We start from the raw sequence: 16,036 nt of genomic DNA on the forward strand, positions 1-16,036 counted from the left end.
GGCGCTATTTGACTCACTTTTAATTAATTTTATAAGTGCGAATTAATCCCATTAACAGTGCTAACAAATGGCTCTTTTTTAGGTAAATAAAAACTATGTCGTGTTTGTAATAAAACGGACTTTTATGACAAATAGACTAAACTTAGATTATGCCTTAGCAATTAAGTATTGCAGGTTTGAATTTAGGCCCGTTTTACTTAGTTATTTTGGTATAGCATAAAAATCATAAAACGTAAGGAAAGTGCTATGGAAAAAGCTTCGAACCTTGAAAGTAAAATGTATGTGCTAGACACCAATGTATTACTCCACGAACCCCTCGCTTATTTGTCTTTCCAAGAACATAACGTTGTCATTCCCATGACTGTTTTAGAAGAGCTTGATCACATTAAAGATAGAAAACACGACGTAAGCCGTGATGCACGAGTGGCTATTCGCGGCTTAGATGAGGTACTAAAAGACGCAACTCCAGAGCAAATGTTGCAGGGTGTTGCACTGCCTAGTAATAAAAAGGCAAATGCCAATTCAACCGGTACGCTCATTATTGTTAATGACCATCTTTTTGCAGATTCTATTTCGGGTTTACCGGGGGATGAAAACGACCACCGCATTATTAACTGCGCCGTGTATTTACAAAAACAGCACAGCGATTCAAAAATTGTATTGGTGACAAAAGATATAAACATGCGCCTTAAGGCAAAAGGTGCAGGCCTTAAATATGTTGAAGATTACCGTACCGACCAATTAATCGATGATATTGCTTTATTAACTAGCGGCTATAAAAAAATAGAGGGCGATTTTTGGCAGCACGTAGGGCAATGCGAAACACAGCAACACGGCCGTGATACGTTTCATTATGTGGCTAAAAACTTAATTCCTGATGTGTTTTGCAATGAGTACATACTTGATGGCAGCGAGCACTTTGCTGCGCGGGTCAAATCTTACGATAACGAGCGTATTAAATTAAAAGATATTAGTGTTGAGCGTTTAATGCATCAGCAAGCGTGGGGCGTAAAGCCTAAAAATATTTACCAAGGTATGGCACTCGACGCCTTGCTTGACCCTAGTATTGAGCTGGTTATTTTAACCGGCCCAGCGGGGTGTGGTAAAACATTACTGGCACTGGCCAGTGCGCTTGAAATGGTGATTGAGCGTAGTATCTACGACAAGGTCATTGTAACGCGTAATACTCCCGAAATAGCCGAGTCTATCGGTTTTTTACCCGGTACCGAAGAAGAAAAAATGGCGCCGTGGCTAGCTGCAATTACCGACACCTTAGAGGTACTACACAAAGGAGACGAGAACCCAATTTCGAGTCGAAATTACATAATGGAAAAAGCCAATGTACAGTTTAAGTCGGTGAACTTTATGCGTGGGCGTAGTATTCAAAATGCAGTGGTAATTTTGGATGAGAGCCAAAACTTAACGGCATCTCAGCTTAAAACTATTATTACCCGTTGTGGCGAGGGAACAAAACTAATTTGTAGCGGTAATTTAGCGCAAATAGATAGTAACTACTTAACCCCCGTTACTTCCGGCCTTACTTATATTGTTGAGCGTTTTAAAGACTTTGAAGGCAGTGCAACAGTTAATTTAAACGGGGTAGTGCGCAGCCGTTTAGCCTCCTTTGCAGAAGAAAATTTATAACTTGCGCAGAACAATTTGGCTCGATAGTCTAGTGGCTGACTATCGGGCCAAAACTTAGGCAAAACGTTGAAATTTTTACCTCTAAAAGACTATTACCGCTCTTTATTTGTAGCATTATTTGTTCCCTTATTTGTGGCATTTTTACTGTGTTTGCACTTGTATAATATAAAAGTTGAGCGCGCCATAGAAAAACGTCAAGCCGATTTTGAGCAAGTGTCGGCTCAAGTTAGCCATATAATGAGCTCGGTAAATGACTTTTTTGACAATGCCTTTATATCGTATCAGCAGCCTAGTGTTGAGCAGTTCAATCGCAACTTACTAGAAGGTATTAATCAATACGACAATTACTACTACCGCCACTTTAGCGAGCGCCAAGGCGAAATAGTCGGTAAAGGGCAGTTTGCTTTTTCTAACCGGGCGTTGATCCAATGGCAGCAAGCTACAACCCTAAGCCCAACGTTTAATACCGCGTTATCGCTTATGCAATCGTTGTCGGCTGTTGCCTATGTTGATGATTCGGGGTTTGCCTATGTGGTAAGGCGTAATAAAAGCCAAAGCACTATGCTTAATAAAATTTTAAATGGTAATTTTAAGCCCACATTTATACCTGGCCAGCTTACCTCAAGCGCTATTGTTAAAATACGCGATAGCGCTTATTTTGCTATTGGCCGTAAAAAACAACCTAATTCGTCAGACTACATCATTTTAATATACGATTTAGAGGCCATGTCTAGCTGGCTTAAAAAGGTGGCACCAAGCGAAGGCGAATATGTGTTTATGAACCAGTCGCATCAAGTGATAGCCAGCTCTGTTAAGCAGTTAAATGAAGCAACAGCCTTAAAAGATTATTGGCCTGAATTAGCCCATGACAATGAAAAAATAAACTTAGTTAATAACACAAATGCGCAGTTTTTTATGCAAGCAATGGGGAACCTGCCCATTCATGCCGCCTTTTATGAGCCGCAAATAAAAGTGATCACGCCAATTAGGTATGAAGTTCTTTTGGAGTTTGCGTTTTTAACGTTATTTTTAAGCTTAATGTTTGCGGTATTTTTTTGGTTAAGCCAACGTATTTTTGTTAGACCTATGACTCATTTAATGCAATATTTTGAACAAAATGATGCCCCTAAAGCCGCGCTTTCTAATTACCCCATCCCTTTAAATTGGCAACCTTGGTTTTCTCGCGTTAAATATGTGTTTGATAAAAATGCACAGCTAGTTGAGTCGCTCCAAGAAGCTAATAAAGAACTCGATGAGCAGTTACAGCTGCAATCTCAAAAGCTAAAACGCAGCTACGAAGCAAAAGAGCGACACCTAGCGCTATTAAATACCATGCTAAATAGTGTGCCTGATCTTATTTACTTTAAAAATATTGATGGCTCTTTTTTAGGTTGTAATAAAGCATTTGAAGCCTATGTAGGCAAAGAGCAAGCCATCCTAGTCGGTAAGCGTATTGAAGATTTAGACAGCGACGATTTACAGTTAAGCCTACTAGAAAAGCAAGTTTTACAAACCAAAAGTAGCATTGAGCAACGCATAGATAGCACCGACAAATCGTATCAATTAACGATTGCCCCATTTTATAACGAGCACCAGCACTTATTAGGCACTATGGGAATTGGGCGAGACATTACTGAGCAGCAGCAAACTCTATCGGCGTTAAAAGCGTCAGAATCTAAATTTAGAAGTGCAATAGAGTTTGCAGCAAACAGTGTGGTGTTACTTTCGCTTGAGCACACCATATTGCAAGTTAACAAAGCGGCTCGTAAGTTATTTTCACAGCAAGATATTTTAACTGGTGAGCCACTAAAAATGCTGTTTGATGAGGCGCAGTGGCAAGAAATAAAAAATGCGCTTTGCCACTTATTAGATGATAAAAAACGGGTTTATCACTTAACGCTCTCACAAGGAAAACTAACAAGTTGGCTGCAGCTGAGTGTGTCGCTGGTGTGGGATGAAAACCGTGATCCCTCTTATTATGTTATTCATATTCAAGATGTAAGTGCGCTGACTAAAGCTAAGCATGACGCAGAACGCGCAACAATAGCTAAAAGCCGCTTTATTGCTAATCTAAGCCATGAGATCCGCACCCCTCTTAACGCTGTGTTAGGGCTGTTAGATATGATAGTAGAGCAAGGCTTAAAAAATAAGCAGCTGCAACAAACTAAGCAGGCTAAAAACGCAGCTCAAAGCTTATTGCTGATGCTAAACAGAATGCTCGATTTTGCCCGAGTAGAAAGTGCGCAAGCGCAAATTAAACCGGTGCCTTTTTGCTTAGTTGAACTGATTGATATTTGCGAGAGCTTAACAGCGCCATTGTGCCAAAACAAAGGGTTAAGCTTTAATATTGAAATAGATCCACTCATTAACCCCGCGCTGGTGGGAGATTCAATACGTTTGCAACAAATATTAGGTAACTTACTTACCAATGCCGTTAAGTTTACTAATAAAGGCAGTATTACTTTAAAAATGGTGCTTGAAGAAAATGACGTTTTAGATCAGCAACGTATTTGTTTTCACGTAATAGACAGTGGTGTAGGTATTGCTAAAGCTGACCAACGACGACTGTTTGATGCTTTTACTCAAGGCGATGAATCTTCTACGCGTATTCACCAAGGGGTCGGGCTTGGACTTGCTATAGTTAAACATGGTGTAGCCTTAATGGGCGGCGAAATTGCAATTAATAGTGACAAAGGCCGTGGATGTGAGTTTTTCTTTACTCTAGCGCTTGCGATAGATACGGCTAAAAATAGTGTATTTATACCTAATACATTAGCCATTGTGAGCGATGACACTGTACAGCTAAACGAAGTGGTTAATGCCTACTCACAAGTGGTAGCTATTGATTTAGAAGAGGCTCTTCGCTACCCAATAAAGCTTGCTGATGCACAGCAACTGATTATTGATGAAACCACATTGAACGATTTATTAAAGGTTGAATCTATACACGAAACGCTCAGTGGCAACTCATACCCTGTGGTTGTGGTGAATCACGAACACACTTTAGCATTGCCTTGTACTACGCAAATTAACGCACAACATGTTAAAGCTACGGCGTTAGCTCAGCGCTTGATTAGCTTAAATGCTAATGCGGGGGCGGAGCCACCTAAAGCCGCTGAAAATAATGAAGAAGTAAAAAAAGATATATCGGGTCTACTTATTATGGCGGTTGATGATAACCCGCTTAATTTAGACATTATTAGCAGTGTGCTAAAACAGGCCCATATAAATGTAATAACGGTTACCAATGCGCCAGATGCAATAGAGCTGCTACAAATATTAAAACCAGATTTAATTTTGATGGACGTGCAAATGCCGCATATTGATGGTTGCCAAGCAACGCAATTAATTCGCCAACAGTTTGACGCGCGCCAGCTGCCTATTTTTGCTTTAACAGCACATTGTGAACCTGCAGATGTTGAGCGCTCACTTAGTAGCGGCATGAATAAGCATTTGACTAAACCTGTGGTTGCAGCTGTGCTGTTAGATGCAATTAGAGACGTAGACTTTATAAAACCTAAGTTTTATGACCAAAGCTTTGCGCTCACCCAGTTTAATTTCGATGAAAATTTACTGGCAACCATGGTCGGAAAGTTTGCGAAGTTGTGTGAAACGCAGTTAGAACAAATTGAAGAAAACACCCAGCGAGATGAAGTGGTACGCTTAGTGCATAGCATTAAAGGCGTGGCGGGTAACTTAGGTTTTATTAGGCTTTCATTGTGTGCAAAACAATGTGAAACGCACCTTAAAACCACTAACGAGCCGCTTCAGCACACTTTAAAAGAGCTAATCATTCAGCTAAAGCAAGTGATTATATTTATTGAAACCTTAGGGGGACTGGATGTCGAAAAAAGCTAAAATACTGATTGTGGATGATGATCCCCTTAACCGGCTGGTGCTTGAAAAAACACTGGGCACGGAGCATGACGTATTTTTAGTCGAAAGCGGCGAAAAAGCGCTCACCTTTATTAAATCTAATCAGGTCGATTTAATTATTTTAGATGTGGTGATGCCAGGCATTGATGGTTATGAAGTGCTTGTACAGCTTAAAGAAAACCCTATTACTCAGTCTATTCCTATTGTGTTTATATCGGCTAATAATAGCCACACCGATGAAGCAAAAGGCCTTGAGTTAGGTGCAATGGATTACATCACTAAACCCTTTAATGCGTCTATAGTCAAAGTGCGGGTACGCAACCAATTACTGATCAAGCAAAAAAATGATTTGCTAGAAATGCTTGCCTCAATAGACGGTTTAACGGAAATACCCAACAGGCGTTATTTAGATGAAAACCTCTCTCGTGAATGGCGTAGAAGTAAACGTAATGGCTCGTGCTTGTCTGTTTTATTAATGGATATAGATCACTTTAAGCGTTACAACGATTGCTATGGCCACCGAGCGGGGGATGAGTGTTTAAAGCAGGTTGCCCAGGCGTTAGCAGCGCAATGTGAGCGTAGTACTGACTTTATTGCCCGCTACGGGGGGGAAGAGTTTGCAGCGGTATTACCCGATGTTAATAAACAACAGGCATTAGCATTTGCCCAAAAGTTAAGAAAAGCGGTAAACAGCCTCAATATAGAGCACAAAGCTTCGTTAAATGCAGATCACATAACAATCAGTATTGGCATTGCTAGTATGGAAAACGGCAATGCAAGTGCCGAACAAGCCTTACTCGAACAAGCTGACCTAGGGCTATATGCCGCAAAAGATGCAGGGCGCGATCAGGTGGTTGCGCTTAACTTATAATGTGGCTGTGTTTATATTAAAGCGTTATTTAAATCGGCCCCACACGTTAATGTTATTACCAAGCGGGGCTGCTTTACGCTACTAGCGATTATTTTGTGATCATGCCCAGTGCGCTTTCACCAATACCCACCAATTTATCATTTTTAAATACCAATGGCGTGCATTCATCTTTTGTTGTTTTGCCATCAGAGTGAATGCTGTTAGTCACGTAAAACAGTATCTGATACACATCATCGTCTTTTTTCAATAGCTCGGTAAAGTTTGGCGTTTTTAATTGCGCTAAAACAGATTGATAGCTGCTATCCATTGTTAAATCTGCAATCGCTTCGCGGTTTTTTTTATGCTGATGTTGCCAGCTTGATGAGTCGTTACCTGCCCAGTGCGTTTCTGCTTCGCCATCTGATACGGCAATAACACAGCCTGTTAAAAACGGAGCAATAAGTGCAGCAGCTAAAAGTGATTTTTTCATTGTTATAGTCCTTGATGAGTTTTAATTTAATTATTTACTTATCAGGAGCAAGTAATAGGCCAATATAACAAAGTTATAAAATTCATAGGGTTAGAGTGTGGTGGCTATTTTTAAGTGATTAATTATAAAAATCATTAGCAAAAACAGCCACTTTTTAGGTTTTTTAACGATTAAGCTAGCCTGCGTTTATTTAGCCTAGCGAAAACACGTTACAGCTATTTACTAAATAGAATGAGCGACTTTGAGACAGGTAAAGCCTAGCCTCAATGCGGCTCATTATTGTTGTAAATTGTTATTATACCAAGCGGTTACGAGACTCATCGTTAGTAAAGGCTGCAATATTTAGGCTTACTTCATTAATTAAGCGTACGATTGACTCTGTGCTGGCCCATGCAATGTGAGGTGTAAGAAGCAAGTTTTCGCCTGTGTAATTAGCCAGCGGGTTAGAAGGCTCTGCCGGCTCTTTAGTTAGTACATCAACACCCGCACCGGCAATTAAATTTTGCTCTAGGGCTGTGGCTAAGTCGGCTTCATTTATAATGCCACCACGGGCGGTATTGATAATAATACTGCTGGGTTTCATCATTTTTAGCTCATCTAACGAAATTAAATCGCGTGTTTCATCAGTAAGCGGGCAGTGCACGCTAATTATATCAGCGGTTTTTAATACTTCTTCAAAAGGTGTACGGCCTTCTCTACAAGAGGCGCCTTTACGCTCTGCAACCACTACATTGGCTCCAAAAGCTTGCGCTACTGTCGCCACACCTTTACCTAGCGTTCCGCCGCCTATAATGGCAAATGTTTTACCTTGTAAATCATTAAAGCTGTAATCTAATCTGCAAAACATCTCGCTTTTTTGCCAAGCGCCTTGCTGGCAGTCGCGCTGGTAGCGGTGTGTATTACCTAATAAATTAGTCACTAACGAAAACGTGTGCTGTACAACCGAAGGGGTCGAGTAGCCTGCTACGTTGGTAACGGCAATACCAAATTCTTCAGCGGCGTTTAAATCAACATTATTAGTGCCTGTTGCACTTACGCAAATAAGCTTAAGCGTTTTAAGTTGGCTTATCGTATCGCGATTTAGCACAACCTTGTTGGTAATAAGGACGTCCGCGCCTTGGCTGTGAGCAACAACTTGCTCAGGTGACGTAAGTTCGTAAGTAGTTAGCTCACCTAGTTCTTCAATGCAAGTTAACGAGGTTTTAGCTAAAGTAGCGTTATCGAGAATGGTGATTTTCATTGTGTGTCCTATCTAAATGCGTACCGTAAAATGGCAAGAGCGTTTAAGGTACTACGAATACACACCTTTGTTAATGCTATTACTACCAAATGCTTAGTACAAAAAGTCAGGTTGCTGATAAAAGTTTAAATTGGCTGGTCTGCCCACTCAAATATAAATAACATGATATTTTAGCGGGCTATATCGCTGGGGCCTGTTTATTTTTTGAGGTTGAACTCACTTTCCTGTGAAAGGTCAACAAGCCTTATTAACGTTGATAAAACTAAAAAACAATGCACCAACCCCTTTTTGTGTGGTCATAGACTGAAATGGCTCGCAAATAAGCATAACCAAATGGCTATTTCTTATTTAAGAGTGGCTGAGTTATAATCAAAATTATATATAAACGGTACGTTTTGCGTGCCGTTTTTTTAACATTGTAGATGCAGTAATGAGTGAATTAGAAGATAAGTACGCAGACATAAGACCTTACAACGACGATGAAGTTGCGGCCTCGCTAGCGCGTTTAATTAACGATAATGCGTTTATAGATGTAATAGCAAAGTACAACTTACCGCGCTTTATATCCGCAATGCCTTTTATTGCTCGCACACTGGTGAGAAGCCAGTTACGAAAAAAATGGGGTAAATTTACGAGCGTTGAAGATGTACAAAACGAAGTTGCAAAGTATTTAGATAAACTTATAAAACGCACTACCTCAAAAGTTACCTTTTCTGGATTAGACAAATTAGACCCGCAGCAGGCGTATTTATTTATATCAAACCACCGCGACATAGTGCTGGACCCTGCACTTGTTAATTGGGGTTTGTATCAACATAAAATGAAGACGGTGCGTATAGCAATAGGTGATAACTTATTGCAAATACCGTATATAACCGAGCTGATGCGTTTAAATAAAAGCTTTATCGTTAAGCGCTCAGCCAAAGCACCTAAAGAGATGCTTAAGGCGCTTACGCAGTTGTCATCGTATATTTATGACTCGTTAACAGCAGGAAATTCTATTTGGATTGCGCAAAAAGAAGGGCGTGCAAAAGACGGCTTTGATCAAACAGATCCGGCGCTTTTAAAAATGCTGCAACTTAATGGTCGTAAACAAAAGAAAGAATTTGGCGAGTATATTAAAGAGTTAAAAATTGTTCCTGTGTCTATTTCTTACCAGTATGAGCCTTGTGCAATTTCTAAAGCAAAAGAGCTTTATCATAAACAGCAGCACGGTGAATACGTAAAATCAGCGGGCGAAGACATAGCAAGTATTGTTGAAGGGTTTAGCTCTGCTAAAGGGCATGTGCACTTAGCATTTGGGCAACCGGTTGAAAGCGGTTACGATGATGCTGATGAGCTGGCGCAAACAATCGATAAGCACATTGTTGAGTCTTTTTACTTACACCCAGGAAATTACATTGCCGGTGGGTGCAAGCAAGCAGTTATTGATGAGCCCGATACCGCCACTTTTGAACAGCGTTTAGCCTTAGTGCCAGAAGAGCTAAAGCCACTTGTTTTAGCTATGTATGCAAAGCCATTTCAACGCAAAACTGAAATCACAAACAAAGTATGTGAGCAAAGCCATTAGGCATCTGCGTTGGCAAATAGCGTAATAAAGCAGCGTAAACGCTGCTTTTTTTTTGTGCATAAATAACGCTATACTCATACAAAGCAATTATTCTACTTAGGGGGCGCAATGCAACAAATTGAAATATTTGATATTCCAAGCCCCTGTAAAAGTATTTGCCAAGTAAACAACCGAGGTTATTGCAAAGGCTGCTACCGAAGCCGGGATGAGCGCTTTAATTGGAATGCGTTAAGCAATGCGCAAAAAAAGAAAGTACTTAGCTTGTGCCAGCAACGTTACAAACGGTATTTACAAAAGCGCCAAGCTGCGCAATCACAAGCCACTTTAGATAAACAACAAGGCTTTGAATTTTAAACCTTGCTGTACATGCTAGAGTTTTAAATTGTATTTTGCGCGCAATGCGCGACTAGTGCCGTTATCGTGTAGCTTATTTAAAGCATTCAATAATTTACTTACCAAAGCCGCGTGCTTTTTATGTACATAATGATAGAGCGAAAACGTACTTAGCAGCTGGGTTTGCATACACGTCTCTGGCAGGGAAAAGTTATCGGCTTTAAGCACAAAGTCGAGCATAATTGCCCCATCAACTTTATGCTGGGCTAGTAGGTTAAGTTGGGTCGTAATATTTTTTACTTCAATAATATTGCCGTTAAACTTATGCTCATTTAAGTAATGGTGCTGAACTGGATAGCCTGATAAAACCGCAATACTATCGAGCTTATCGAGTGTATTGGGTTGGCAGTTTTTAAACAGTAAAAGCTTATAGTCAAACAGTGGGTAGTTAATTCTGATCAGGTTTTTATTGTCCGCCTCTATACTTATATCGCGGCCAAGTTGGCCATCTAACACCCCATTATTGGCTGCTAATAAGGCATTTTGGCGATTGAAATCAATTATGTGTACTTCATAATTAAGTTCTTTATAGGCTAATGTGAGTAAAGCGAGCGCATAGCTTGCTTGAGCTGAGTCGGCCGGGCGGTTAAATATAACGCTATTGTGATTGGCGAGTGTAATTTTACTAAAAAATAAAACGACTAATAAAAACAAAGCATTGAGCTGTATCTGCAAGGTTACTTCCGTTTAAAATAAGGAGAGGGCAAATGAACGCAGCGAATAATACCAAAATAGTTTGGTTTTTGCCCATGTTTGTTGCTTTTTAAACAGTAAATGGGTTCAAATATACGTATAATAAATGCGGATAACTAACCGTACTTAGGAGTGGTTGTGAGTTTTAATTTATGTGCTTTACCCCGAGAGCAAAAATACCAGATTCAATTAGATTACGAAGCCTCATTTTGGGCTTATCAAATTAAACGTAATAAAAAAACACGTGAGCAAGTTTATAACACGATTCATAGCCGCCCAGTGGCAGAGCAAACGTTTTTAAAGCAACAGTTTGAGCAGTATTTGGCGTTAATGCTAAGCTAATATATGTACACAGTACAAAAGTTAGACACACTTAAGATTCCATTAGTTAATAAGTTTTATGCACTGTATAGCGTAAGAGGACGTGCTAATAAGCAAGATCAGGTTTGGGTTGTTTACAGTGAAATGCAGATAGTTGCGGCGTGTCGAATACAAAATAAACACGATTTTTTATTTTTATCGACCGTATTTGTTGCCCCGCAGCACCGTGCAAAAGGGCTGGCAAAGCAACTTGTATGCGCCGCTATAAAACAGCAAAGTATGCCGCTTTACACCTTTGCTTATAAAAATATTACAGCTTTATATACGAGTCTTGGTTTTAACCAAGTATTAACATATACTCCTGGTTTAAAAGCACTTTTTGATATTTATACGCATCGAAATATAGTCGCACTCGAATACCTATAACAAAAACAACGGATCAAGCCATGAGTAAAGGCGTTCATTGGATCATTAGTTGCTGTATAGCTTTAATCGCTATATTTAGTTGCCATGTTGGCGCACAGGTTAAACGTTTATCCCCCAGTGAAGGCCTGTCGCAAAGCTATGTGAACACTATGCTGCTTGATGATAACGGTTACCTATGGCTCTCTACCGAAGGGGGGTTAAACCGTTATGATGGTTACCAAGTTGTTTCAATTAATGGCCCTAATGGCGAGCTTGAAGAAGCCATAATTGATTGTATTTACCAAGACCCCGCAGGCAATATTTGGATAGCCTCATTACTTGCCGGCTTATTTAAATACGACCCAAGTACCGACACCTACCAGCAATTTATTGCTCAACCTACCAGCGAAAAACAAATTTTAAGCCAGTCGGTATTTAGTATGGCAGCGGTTGATGACAAAACCTTATGGATTGGGCGTGGTCGCGACTTTGCTAAATTAGATATTGAAACAGGTAAAATAACCAGCCTATTTGAGCTGCCTAAAGAATACGAAAACACCTTAGTCAGAGAGCTTTTTCATTACAATGGGTATATTTTTATAGGCACAAGCCATGGGGCGTTTGTATTTGATATCGCCTCTGAGCAAATTAGGCCGCTGCAGCATTTAAAAAGCAAAGCTGAGCATATTTATCAAAACAACGTTAAATCGTTTTCGGTTATTGAAAATAATCAGTTGTTAGTAGGCACCGTTAAAGGCTTGTATCAAGTTGATATTAGCGACTTGCCAGGCATGTTTGAACGCCCCGACATAGCATTTAAAAACCAAGCCGTTATTGCCGATTTAAATGTATGGCGCATCATCAACGAAGGCGAAAAGCTAGATCTGGCGACTAATAAAGGGCTCTTTAAATTTGATTTAAATAGCAAAGAGTTGGTAAAAAACACACGTATTACGCAAAGTAAATACAGCCTATCTGATACCAGTATGATAGACATGGTAAAAGATAAATCAGGAGGGTATTGGCTCGCTACTAAAACCGATGGTGCATTTTATCTGTCTAATAATACCTATCACTTTAGCAATATAGATGGTAGTAAACTGGGTGGCGATGGCCTTTCTCATCCTTCGGTTTGGGGCATTACGGAGTATGGCAACAGCCTATGGCTGGCAACGCATAATGGCTTAACCGAAATTGATTTAGCCACTAACACCAGCCAAGTTTACTTAAAAAACTACAAAGTAGACTTACTGACTACCGAATTTAGCGTGTATGAAATTATTCCTTATAAGCAAAAGCTTTGGTTACATACAAACCGTGGGCTGTTTGAGTTTGACCCCATAACGCATCAAATTAACGAGCCAACAATAACAAACCCCAACAATAGAGCCTACATAGAAGGCTGGGTACACGGCGTAACCTTAATGCCTAACGGTGATTTGTACTATGTGCACTCAGATCACGGTATGTTTGTATATAATATTGATACTCAGCAGATCACCCGGTTAGAAGGGGCCTTTAGCAACATAGAGCCGTTTTTGGCGCATGGTTTTTCGCCAGCGCTGGCAACCAAGCCTGATATGCCCCTGTTTTTTAATGCGGGTATTTTATATCAGGTAAACCCAACCACATTAGCATTAAACACCATTTATAAAGTGCCAAAACAGCACGATAACGTGGCTATTAATGTGCTTTCTTACGTGGTCGATAACAACAATATTTTATGGATTTCACTATCTAATTTTGGCCTGATTGGGCTTGATGCAGCCAGTTACAAATTGGTACACACGATTGACTTAGAAAAAAATAAGTTAGGTACCTTACTTTATGACATGGTGCTTGATGATAATGGCATGATTTGGATGAGTAGCCATAAAGGCATATGGCGACTAAACCCAGAAACACTTCATTTTCAGCAGTTTACTACATCTGAGGGGCTGCTTTCTGCTGAGTTTAATAGCAGTGCCATGGCGCATTTAAGCGATGGCCGCATTGCCTATGGCAGCTTAAAGGGCATTACATATTTTCATCCGATGGAAAATCAAAATTACCACTCATTAATTGATCATGTAAATATAACGCGAGTTGATTTAATGTCGCGCGACTTATCTATCGATTTAAAACAGCCATTAAATGAAATAGTCCTCAACCATGATGATATCGGTTTAGAGGTGGCGTTTTCGGCGATGGCCTTTAGCTATCAAGAGCGCATAATTTATGAGTACCAGCTTGATAACGGCCAAAAAACCTACACCCGTAATAATAATCGGGTGTTATTCCCTAAATTAAATCCAGGTAATTACCAGCTCAAAGTATGGGCTAAAGATCCGTTAACCGGCGAGTACACGCCGCCTGCAGTGCTAAAAATTCGTGTTAAGTATCCTCTGTGGCGAGCGCCATATTTTATGGTGCTTTATGGCGTTTTGTTTATCGCATTTATTGCTTTTTGGGTAATGCGCCGCAACAAAATTCAGCGCATATTACTGGCCGCTAATAAAGAAAGTAAAGAAAGTGAAGCGCGATTAAAACTAGCCTTAGAGGGTAGTGAGTCGGGCATGTGGGATTGGCAGTCTACATCGAGTAGTATTTACCAGCCGCGCTTATGTAATGAACTGGGGTATGATCAAGAAAGCGTGAGCCTAGATGATTACCTAGCTAAAATTCACCCGCAAGATAAAGCGCTTTTCAGATTAGAATGGTTAGAATTTTTATCAACCGATAAAGGCTACTTTAATTGCACTTATCGTTTACGCCACGCTAAAGGCTATTGGCGTTGGTATAAAGACTTTGGCAAAGTGGTGGAATGGAGCGGGCAACTTCCTAAAAAAGTTGCGGGTACTTACACCAATATGACCCGCGAAATGGTGTTTGAAGAGCATGCCCGTTTATTTACCGCTGCGTTTGAGCAAACCCGTGATTGGGTATTTATTCTTGATAAAAACTTTACGGTTCGCGCCTCTAACAAATCGTTGCAAACGGCCTTTAACTTTCCTAGTGAGCCACGCTCTAGCCGCGCCCTTAATTTAGGCATATCACGAAGTAATCGCTTTGACTATTTACGGATAATGCAAAAGCTGAATGTGGGTGAGCATTTTTCCTGTGAAGACTTAGTCACCCTTGCCAGTGGTGAGCAGCGCCATGTGTTAGTAAAAATAAGTGCAGTGGCCGACACCGAACACCGTTTAAGCAGCTACGTTATTATTTTAACCGATATTCATGCGCAAAAATTGGCTGAAAATGAGCTTCATATTTTAGCCAATTATGACTCATTAACCGGTTTGCCTAACCGTATGCTGTTTAACGACAGGGTTGAGCATGCGATTGAGCAAGCGCAAAATCATCAATGTAAAGTAGCTATGCTGCACATAAACATTAAGCGGTTTAAATACTTTAACGACTCATTTGGACGTGAAGCGGCTGATGAGCTAATAAAGCAAGTGGCTAAGCGTATTAAGCGCTCCTTGAGTCCTTCTGCAAGTGTTGCACGCTTTGGTGGCGATGAATTTGTGGTGCTGGTGGAAGATGTGCAGCAAATTGAAGAAGTATTACTTATTTGCTCTAAATTAATAGACTCTGTAAGCCAAAATATGGAATTTAATGGCCAGGTGGTAAATGTTAATTTAAGTATCGGGGTAGCAATAGCGCCTGATGACGCCGCAGATCATGCTGCGCTGTTAAAAGCTGCCAGTATAGCTTTGTACCATGCAAAAGAGTCGCTCGAAAGCAGTTATAAGTTTTACAAGCAGGAGATGAACCAGCATGTACAAAAAGCCCTGCATTTAGAGTCTTTGCTAACTAAAGCGTATCAGGAGCAAGAGTTTTGCAATTACTACCAGCCTATAGTGAATGCGCACACTCAAAAAACCGAAGGTTTTGAAGTGTTGTTACGCTGGCCAGAAAACACTTTAGTGCCCACGCAAGAGTTTTCTTTAGCGGCTGAGAGCATAGGGTTAATTACAAAAATTATGCTGCAAACCTTTGCCCGTGCGTTGCAAGCGCTTAAACAATGGCGTGAGATTTCACCACAGCTGTACTTGTCGATAAACCTCTCTGCACTTGATTTTGAATACGAAGAGCTTGTAACCGACATACATAAAGCGTTGAGCCACGCTAATGTGCCCTCAGAAGCCATAGTGTTTGAAATTACCGAGTCTATTTTAATGCGCGACTCTAAACATGCGCTGCACAGTATGGAAATGCTGAAAAAGCTTGGCTGTAAGCTCTACATGGATGACTTTGGAACAGGCTATGCCTCATTAACGTATTTAAAGCGTTTTCCTATCGATGTACTAAAAATAGATAGAAGCTTTGTGCAAGATATTGGCGTGGACTCGGATGATGAAGCCATTATTCAATCAACGCTTACCTTAGCTCATAGCTTAGGTAAAGAGTGTGTGGCTGAGGGCATTGAAAACAAACAACAGCTGCAGTTTTTAAAGCAGTTAGGGTGTAAGCATTTTCAGGGCTATTTATTTAGTAAGCCAGTACCTAAAGAAGCTGTTCCCGCACTGATCAAACAAGATTGGAGCAACATATTTAACCAGTAAAAATAAG

Annotated in this window: 11 protein-coding genes; 8 read left to right on the forward strand and 3 right to left on the reverse strand. The window is 40.4% G+C overall.

Annotated elements, in window-relative coordinates; all coding sequences use genetic code 11:
* Positions 1–246 precede the first annotated feature (246 nt).
* From CWC04_RS15585 to CWC04_RS15595, 3 genes are all read left to right on the forward strand, one after another.
* Positions 247–1,644 (forward strand): PhoH family protein, encoded by a 1,398-nt coding sequence (locus CWC04_RS15585; RefSeq protein ID WP_138685852.1) that lies wholly within the window; start codon positions 247–249, stop codon positions 1,642–1,644.
* A gap of 66 nt (positions 1,645–1,710) precedes the next feature.
* On the forward strand, positions 1,711–5,502 hold the full coding sequence (locus tag CWC04_RS15590; protein WP_138685853.1) for a PAS domain-containing hybrid sensor histidine kinase/response regulator: 3,792 nt from the start codon (positions 1,711–1,713) through the stop codon (positions 5,500–5,502).
* Positions 5,486–6,391 (forward strand): diguanylate cyclase, encoded by a 906-nt coding sequence (locus tag CWC04_RS15595; protein ID WP_024031527.1) that lies wholly within the window; start codon positions 5,486–5,488, stop codon positions 6,389–6,391. Before CWC04_RS15590 ends, CWC04_RS15595 begins: the two co-directional genes overlap by 17 nt.
* An 88-nt stretch (positions 6,392–6,479) precedes the next feature.
* Here CWC04_RS15595 and CWC04_RS15600 read toward each other — a convergent pair whose 3' ends face one another.
* Both CWC04_RS15600 and CWC04_RS15605 read right to left on the reverse strand, forming a co-directional pair.
* The gene (locus tag CWC04_RS15600) at positions 6,480–6,860 is read right to left on the reverse strand and encodes a DUF3192 domain-containing protein (RefSeq protein WP_138685854.1); all 381 of its coding nucleotides are present in this window, start codon (positions 6,858–6,860) and stop codon (positions 6,480–6,482) included.
* Positions 6,861–7,155: 295 nt separating this feature from the next.
* On the reverse strand, positions 7,156–8,100 hold the full coding sequence (locus tag CWC04_RS15605) for a D-2-hydroxyacid dehydrogenase (RefSeq protein ID WP_138685855.1): 945 nt from the start codon (positions 8,098–8,100) through the stop codon (positions 7,156–7,158).
* Positions 8,101–8,530: 430 nt separating this feature from the next.
* On the opposite strand from CWC04_RS15605, the gene CWC04_RS15610 reads away from it, so the two are divergent.
* Together CWC04_RS15610 and CWC04_RS15615 are read left to right on the forward strand one after the other, a co-directional pair.
* Positions 8,531–9,670, forward strand: a complete 1,140-nt coding sequence (locus tag CWC04_RS15610; RefSeq protein WP_138685856.1) for a 1-acyl-sn-glycerol-3-phosphate acyltransferase — start codon at positions 8,531–8,533, stop codon at positions 9,668–9,670.
* Between the two features lie 108 nt (positions 9,671–9,778).
* On the forward strand, positions 9,779–10,024 hold the full coding sequence (locus CWC04_RS15615) for a DUF1289 domain-containing protein (RefSeq protein WP_004586824.1): 246 nt from the start codon (positions 9,779–9,781) through the stop codon (positions 10,022–10,024).
* Between the two features lie 15 nt (positions 10,025–10,039).
* Here CWC04_RS15615 and CWC04_RS15620 read toward each other — a convergent pair whose 3' ends face one another.
* Positions 10,040–10,738, reverse strand: coding sequence for a substrate-binding periplasmic protein (locus tag CWC04_RS15620; protein ID WP_024031530.1), 699 nt, complete (start codon positions 10,736–10,738; stop codon positions 10,040–10,042).
* 156 nt (positions 10,739–10,894) lie between these two features.
* Here CWC04_RS15620 and CWC04_RS15625 point away from each other — a divergent pair, with 156 nt between their 5' ends.
* From CWC04_RS15625 to CWC04_RS15635, 3 genes are read left to right on the forward strand one after another with little or no spacing between them, the layout of a single operon-like run.
* A complete protein-coding gene (locus tag CWC04_RS15625; RefSeq protein WP_004586826.1) occupies positions 10,895–11,098 on the forward strand; it encodes a DUF3283 family protein in 204 nt (67 codons plus the stop codon).
* Between the two features lie 3 nt (positions 11,099–11,101).
* Entirely contained in the window at positions 11,102–11,503 is a 402-nt protein-coding gene (locus CWC04_RS15630) for a GNAT family N-acetyltransferase (protein ID WP_004586827.1), read from the forward strand.
* Positions 11,504–11,523: 20 nt separating this feature from the next.
* Positions 11,524–16,029, forward strand: a complete 4,506-nt coding sequence (locus tag CWC04_RS15635) for an EAL domain-containing protein (RefSeq protein WP_138685857.1) — start codon at positions 11,524–11,526, stop codon at positions 16,027–16,029.
* Positions 16,030–16,036 lie beyond the last annotated feature (7 nt).

This window comes from Pseudoalteromonas sp. S2893 (genome assembly GCF_005887105.1).
GTDB classification, from domain to species: domain Bacteria; phylum Pseudomonadota; class Gammaproteobacteria; order Enterobacterales; family Alteromonadaceae; genus Pseudoalteromonas; species Pseudoalteromonas atlantica.

Coding starts and splice junctions, on each gene's coding strand:
- CWC04_RS15585 (WP_138685852.1), top strand. CDS start 247: ATGGAAAAAGCTTCGAACCTTGAAAGTAAAATGTATGTGCTAGACACC.
- CWC04_RS15595 (WP_024031527.1), top strand. CDS start 5,486: ATGTCGAAAAAAGCTAAAATACTGATTGTGGATGATGATCCCCTTAAC.
- CWC04_RS15600 (WP_138685854.1), bottom strand. CDS start 6,860: ATGAAAAAATCACTTTTAGCTGCTGCACTTATTGCTCCGTTTTTAACA.
- CWC04_RS15605 (WP_138685855.1), bottom strand. CDS start 8,100: ATGAAAATCACCATTCTCGATAACGCTACTTTAGCTAAAACCTCGTTA.
- CWC04_RS15610 (WP_138685856.1), top strand. CDS start 8,531: ATGAGTGAATTAGAAGATAAGTACGCAGACATAAGACCTTACAACGAC.
- CWC04_RS15615 (WP_004586824.1), top strand. CDS start 9,779: ATGCAACAAATTGAAATATTTGATATTCCAAGCCCCTGTAAAAGTATT.
- CWC04_RS15630 (WP_004586827.1), top strand. CDS start 11,102: ATGTACACAGTACAAAAGTTAGACACACTTAAGATTCCATTAGTTAAT.
- CWC04_RS15635 (WP_138685857.1), top strand. CDS start 11,524: ATGAGTAAAGGCGTTCATTGGATCATTAGTTGCTGTATAGCTTTAATC.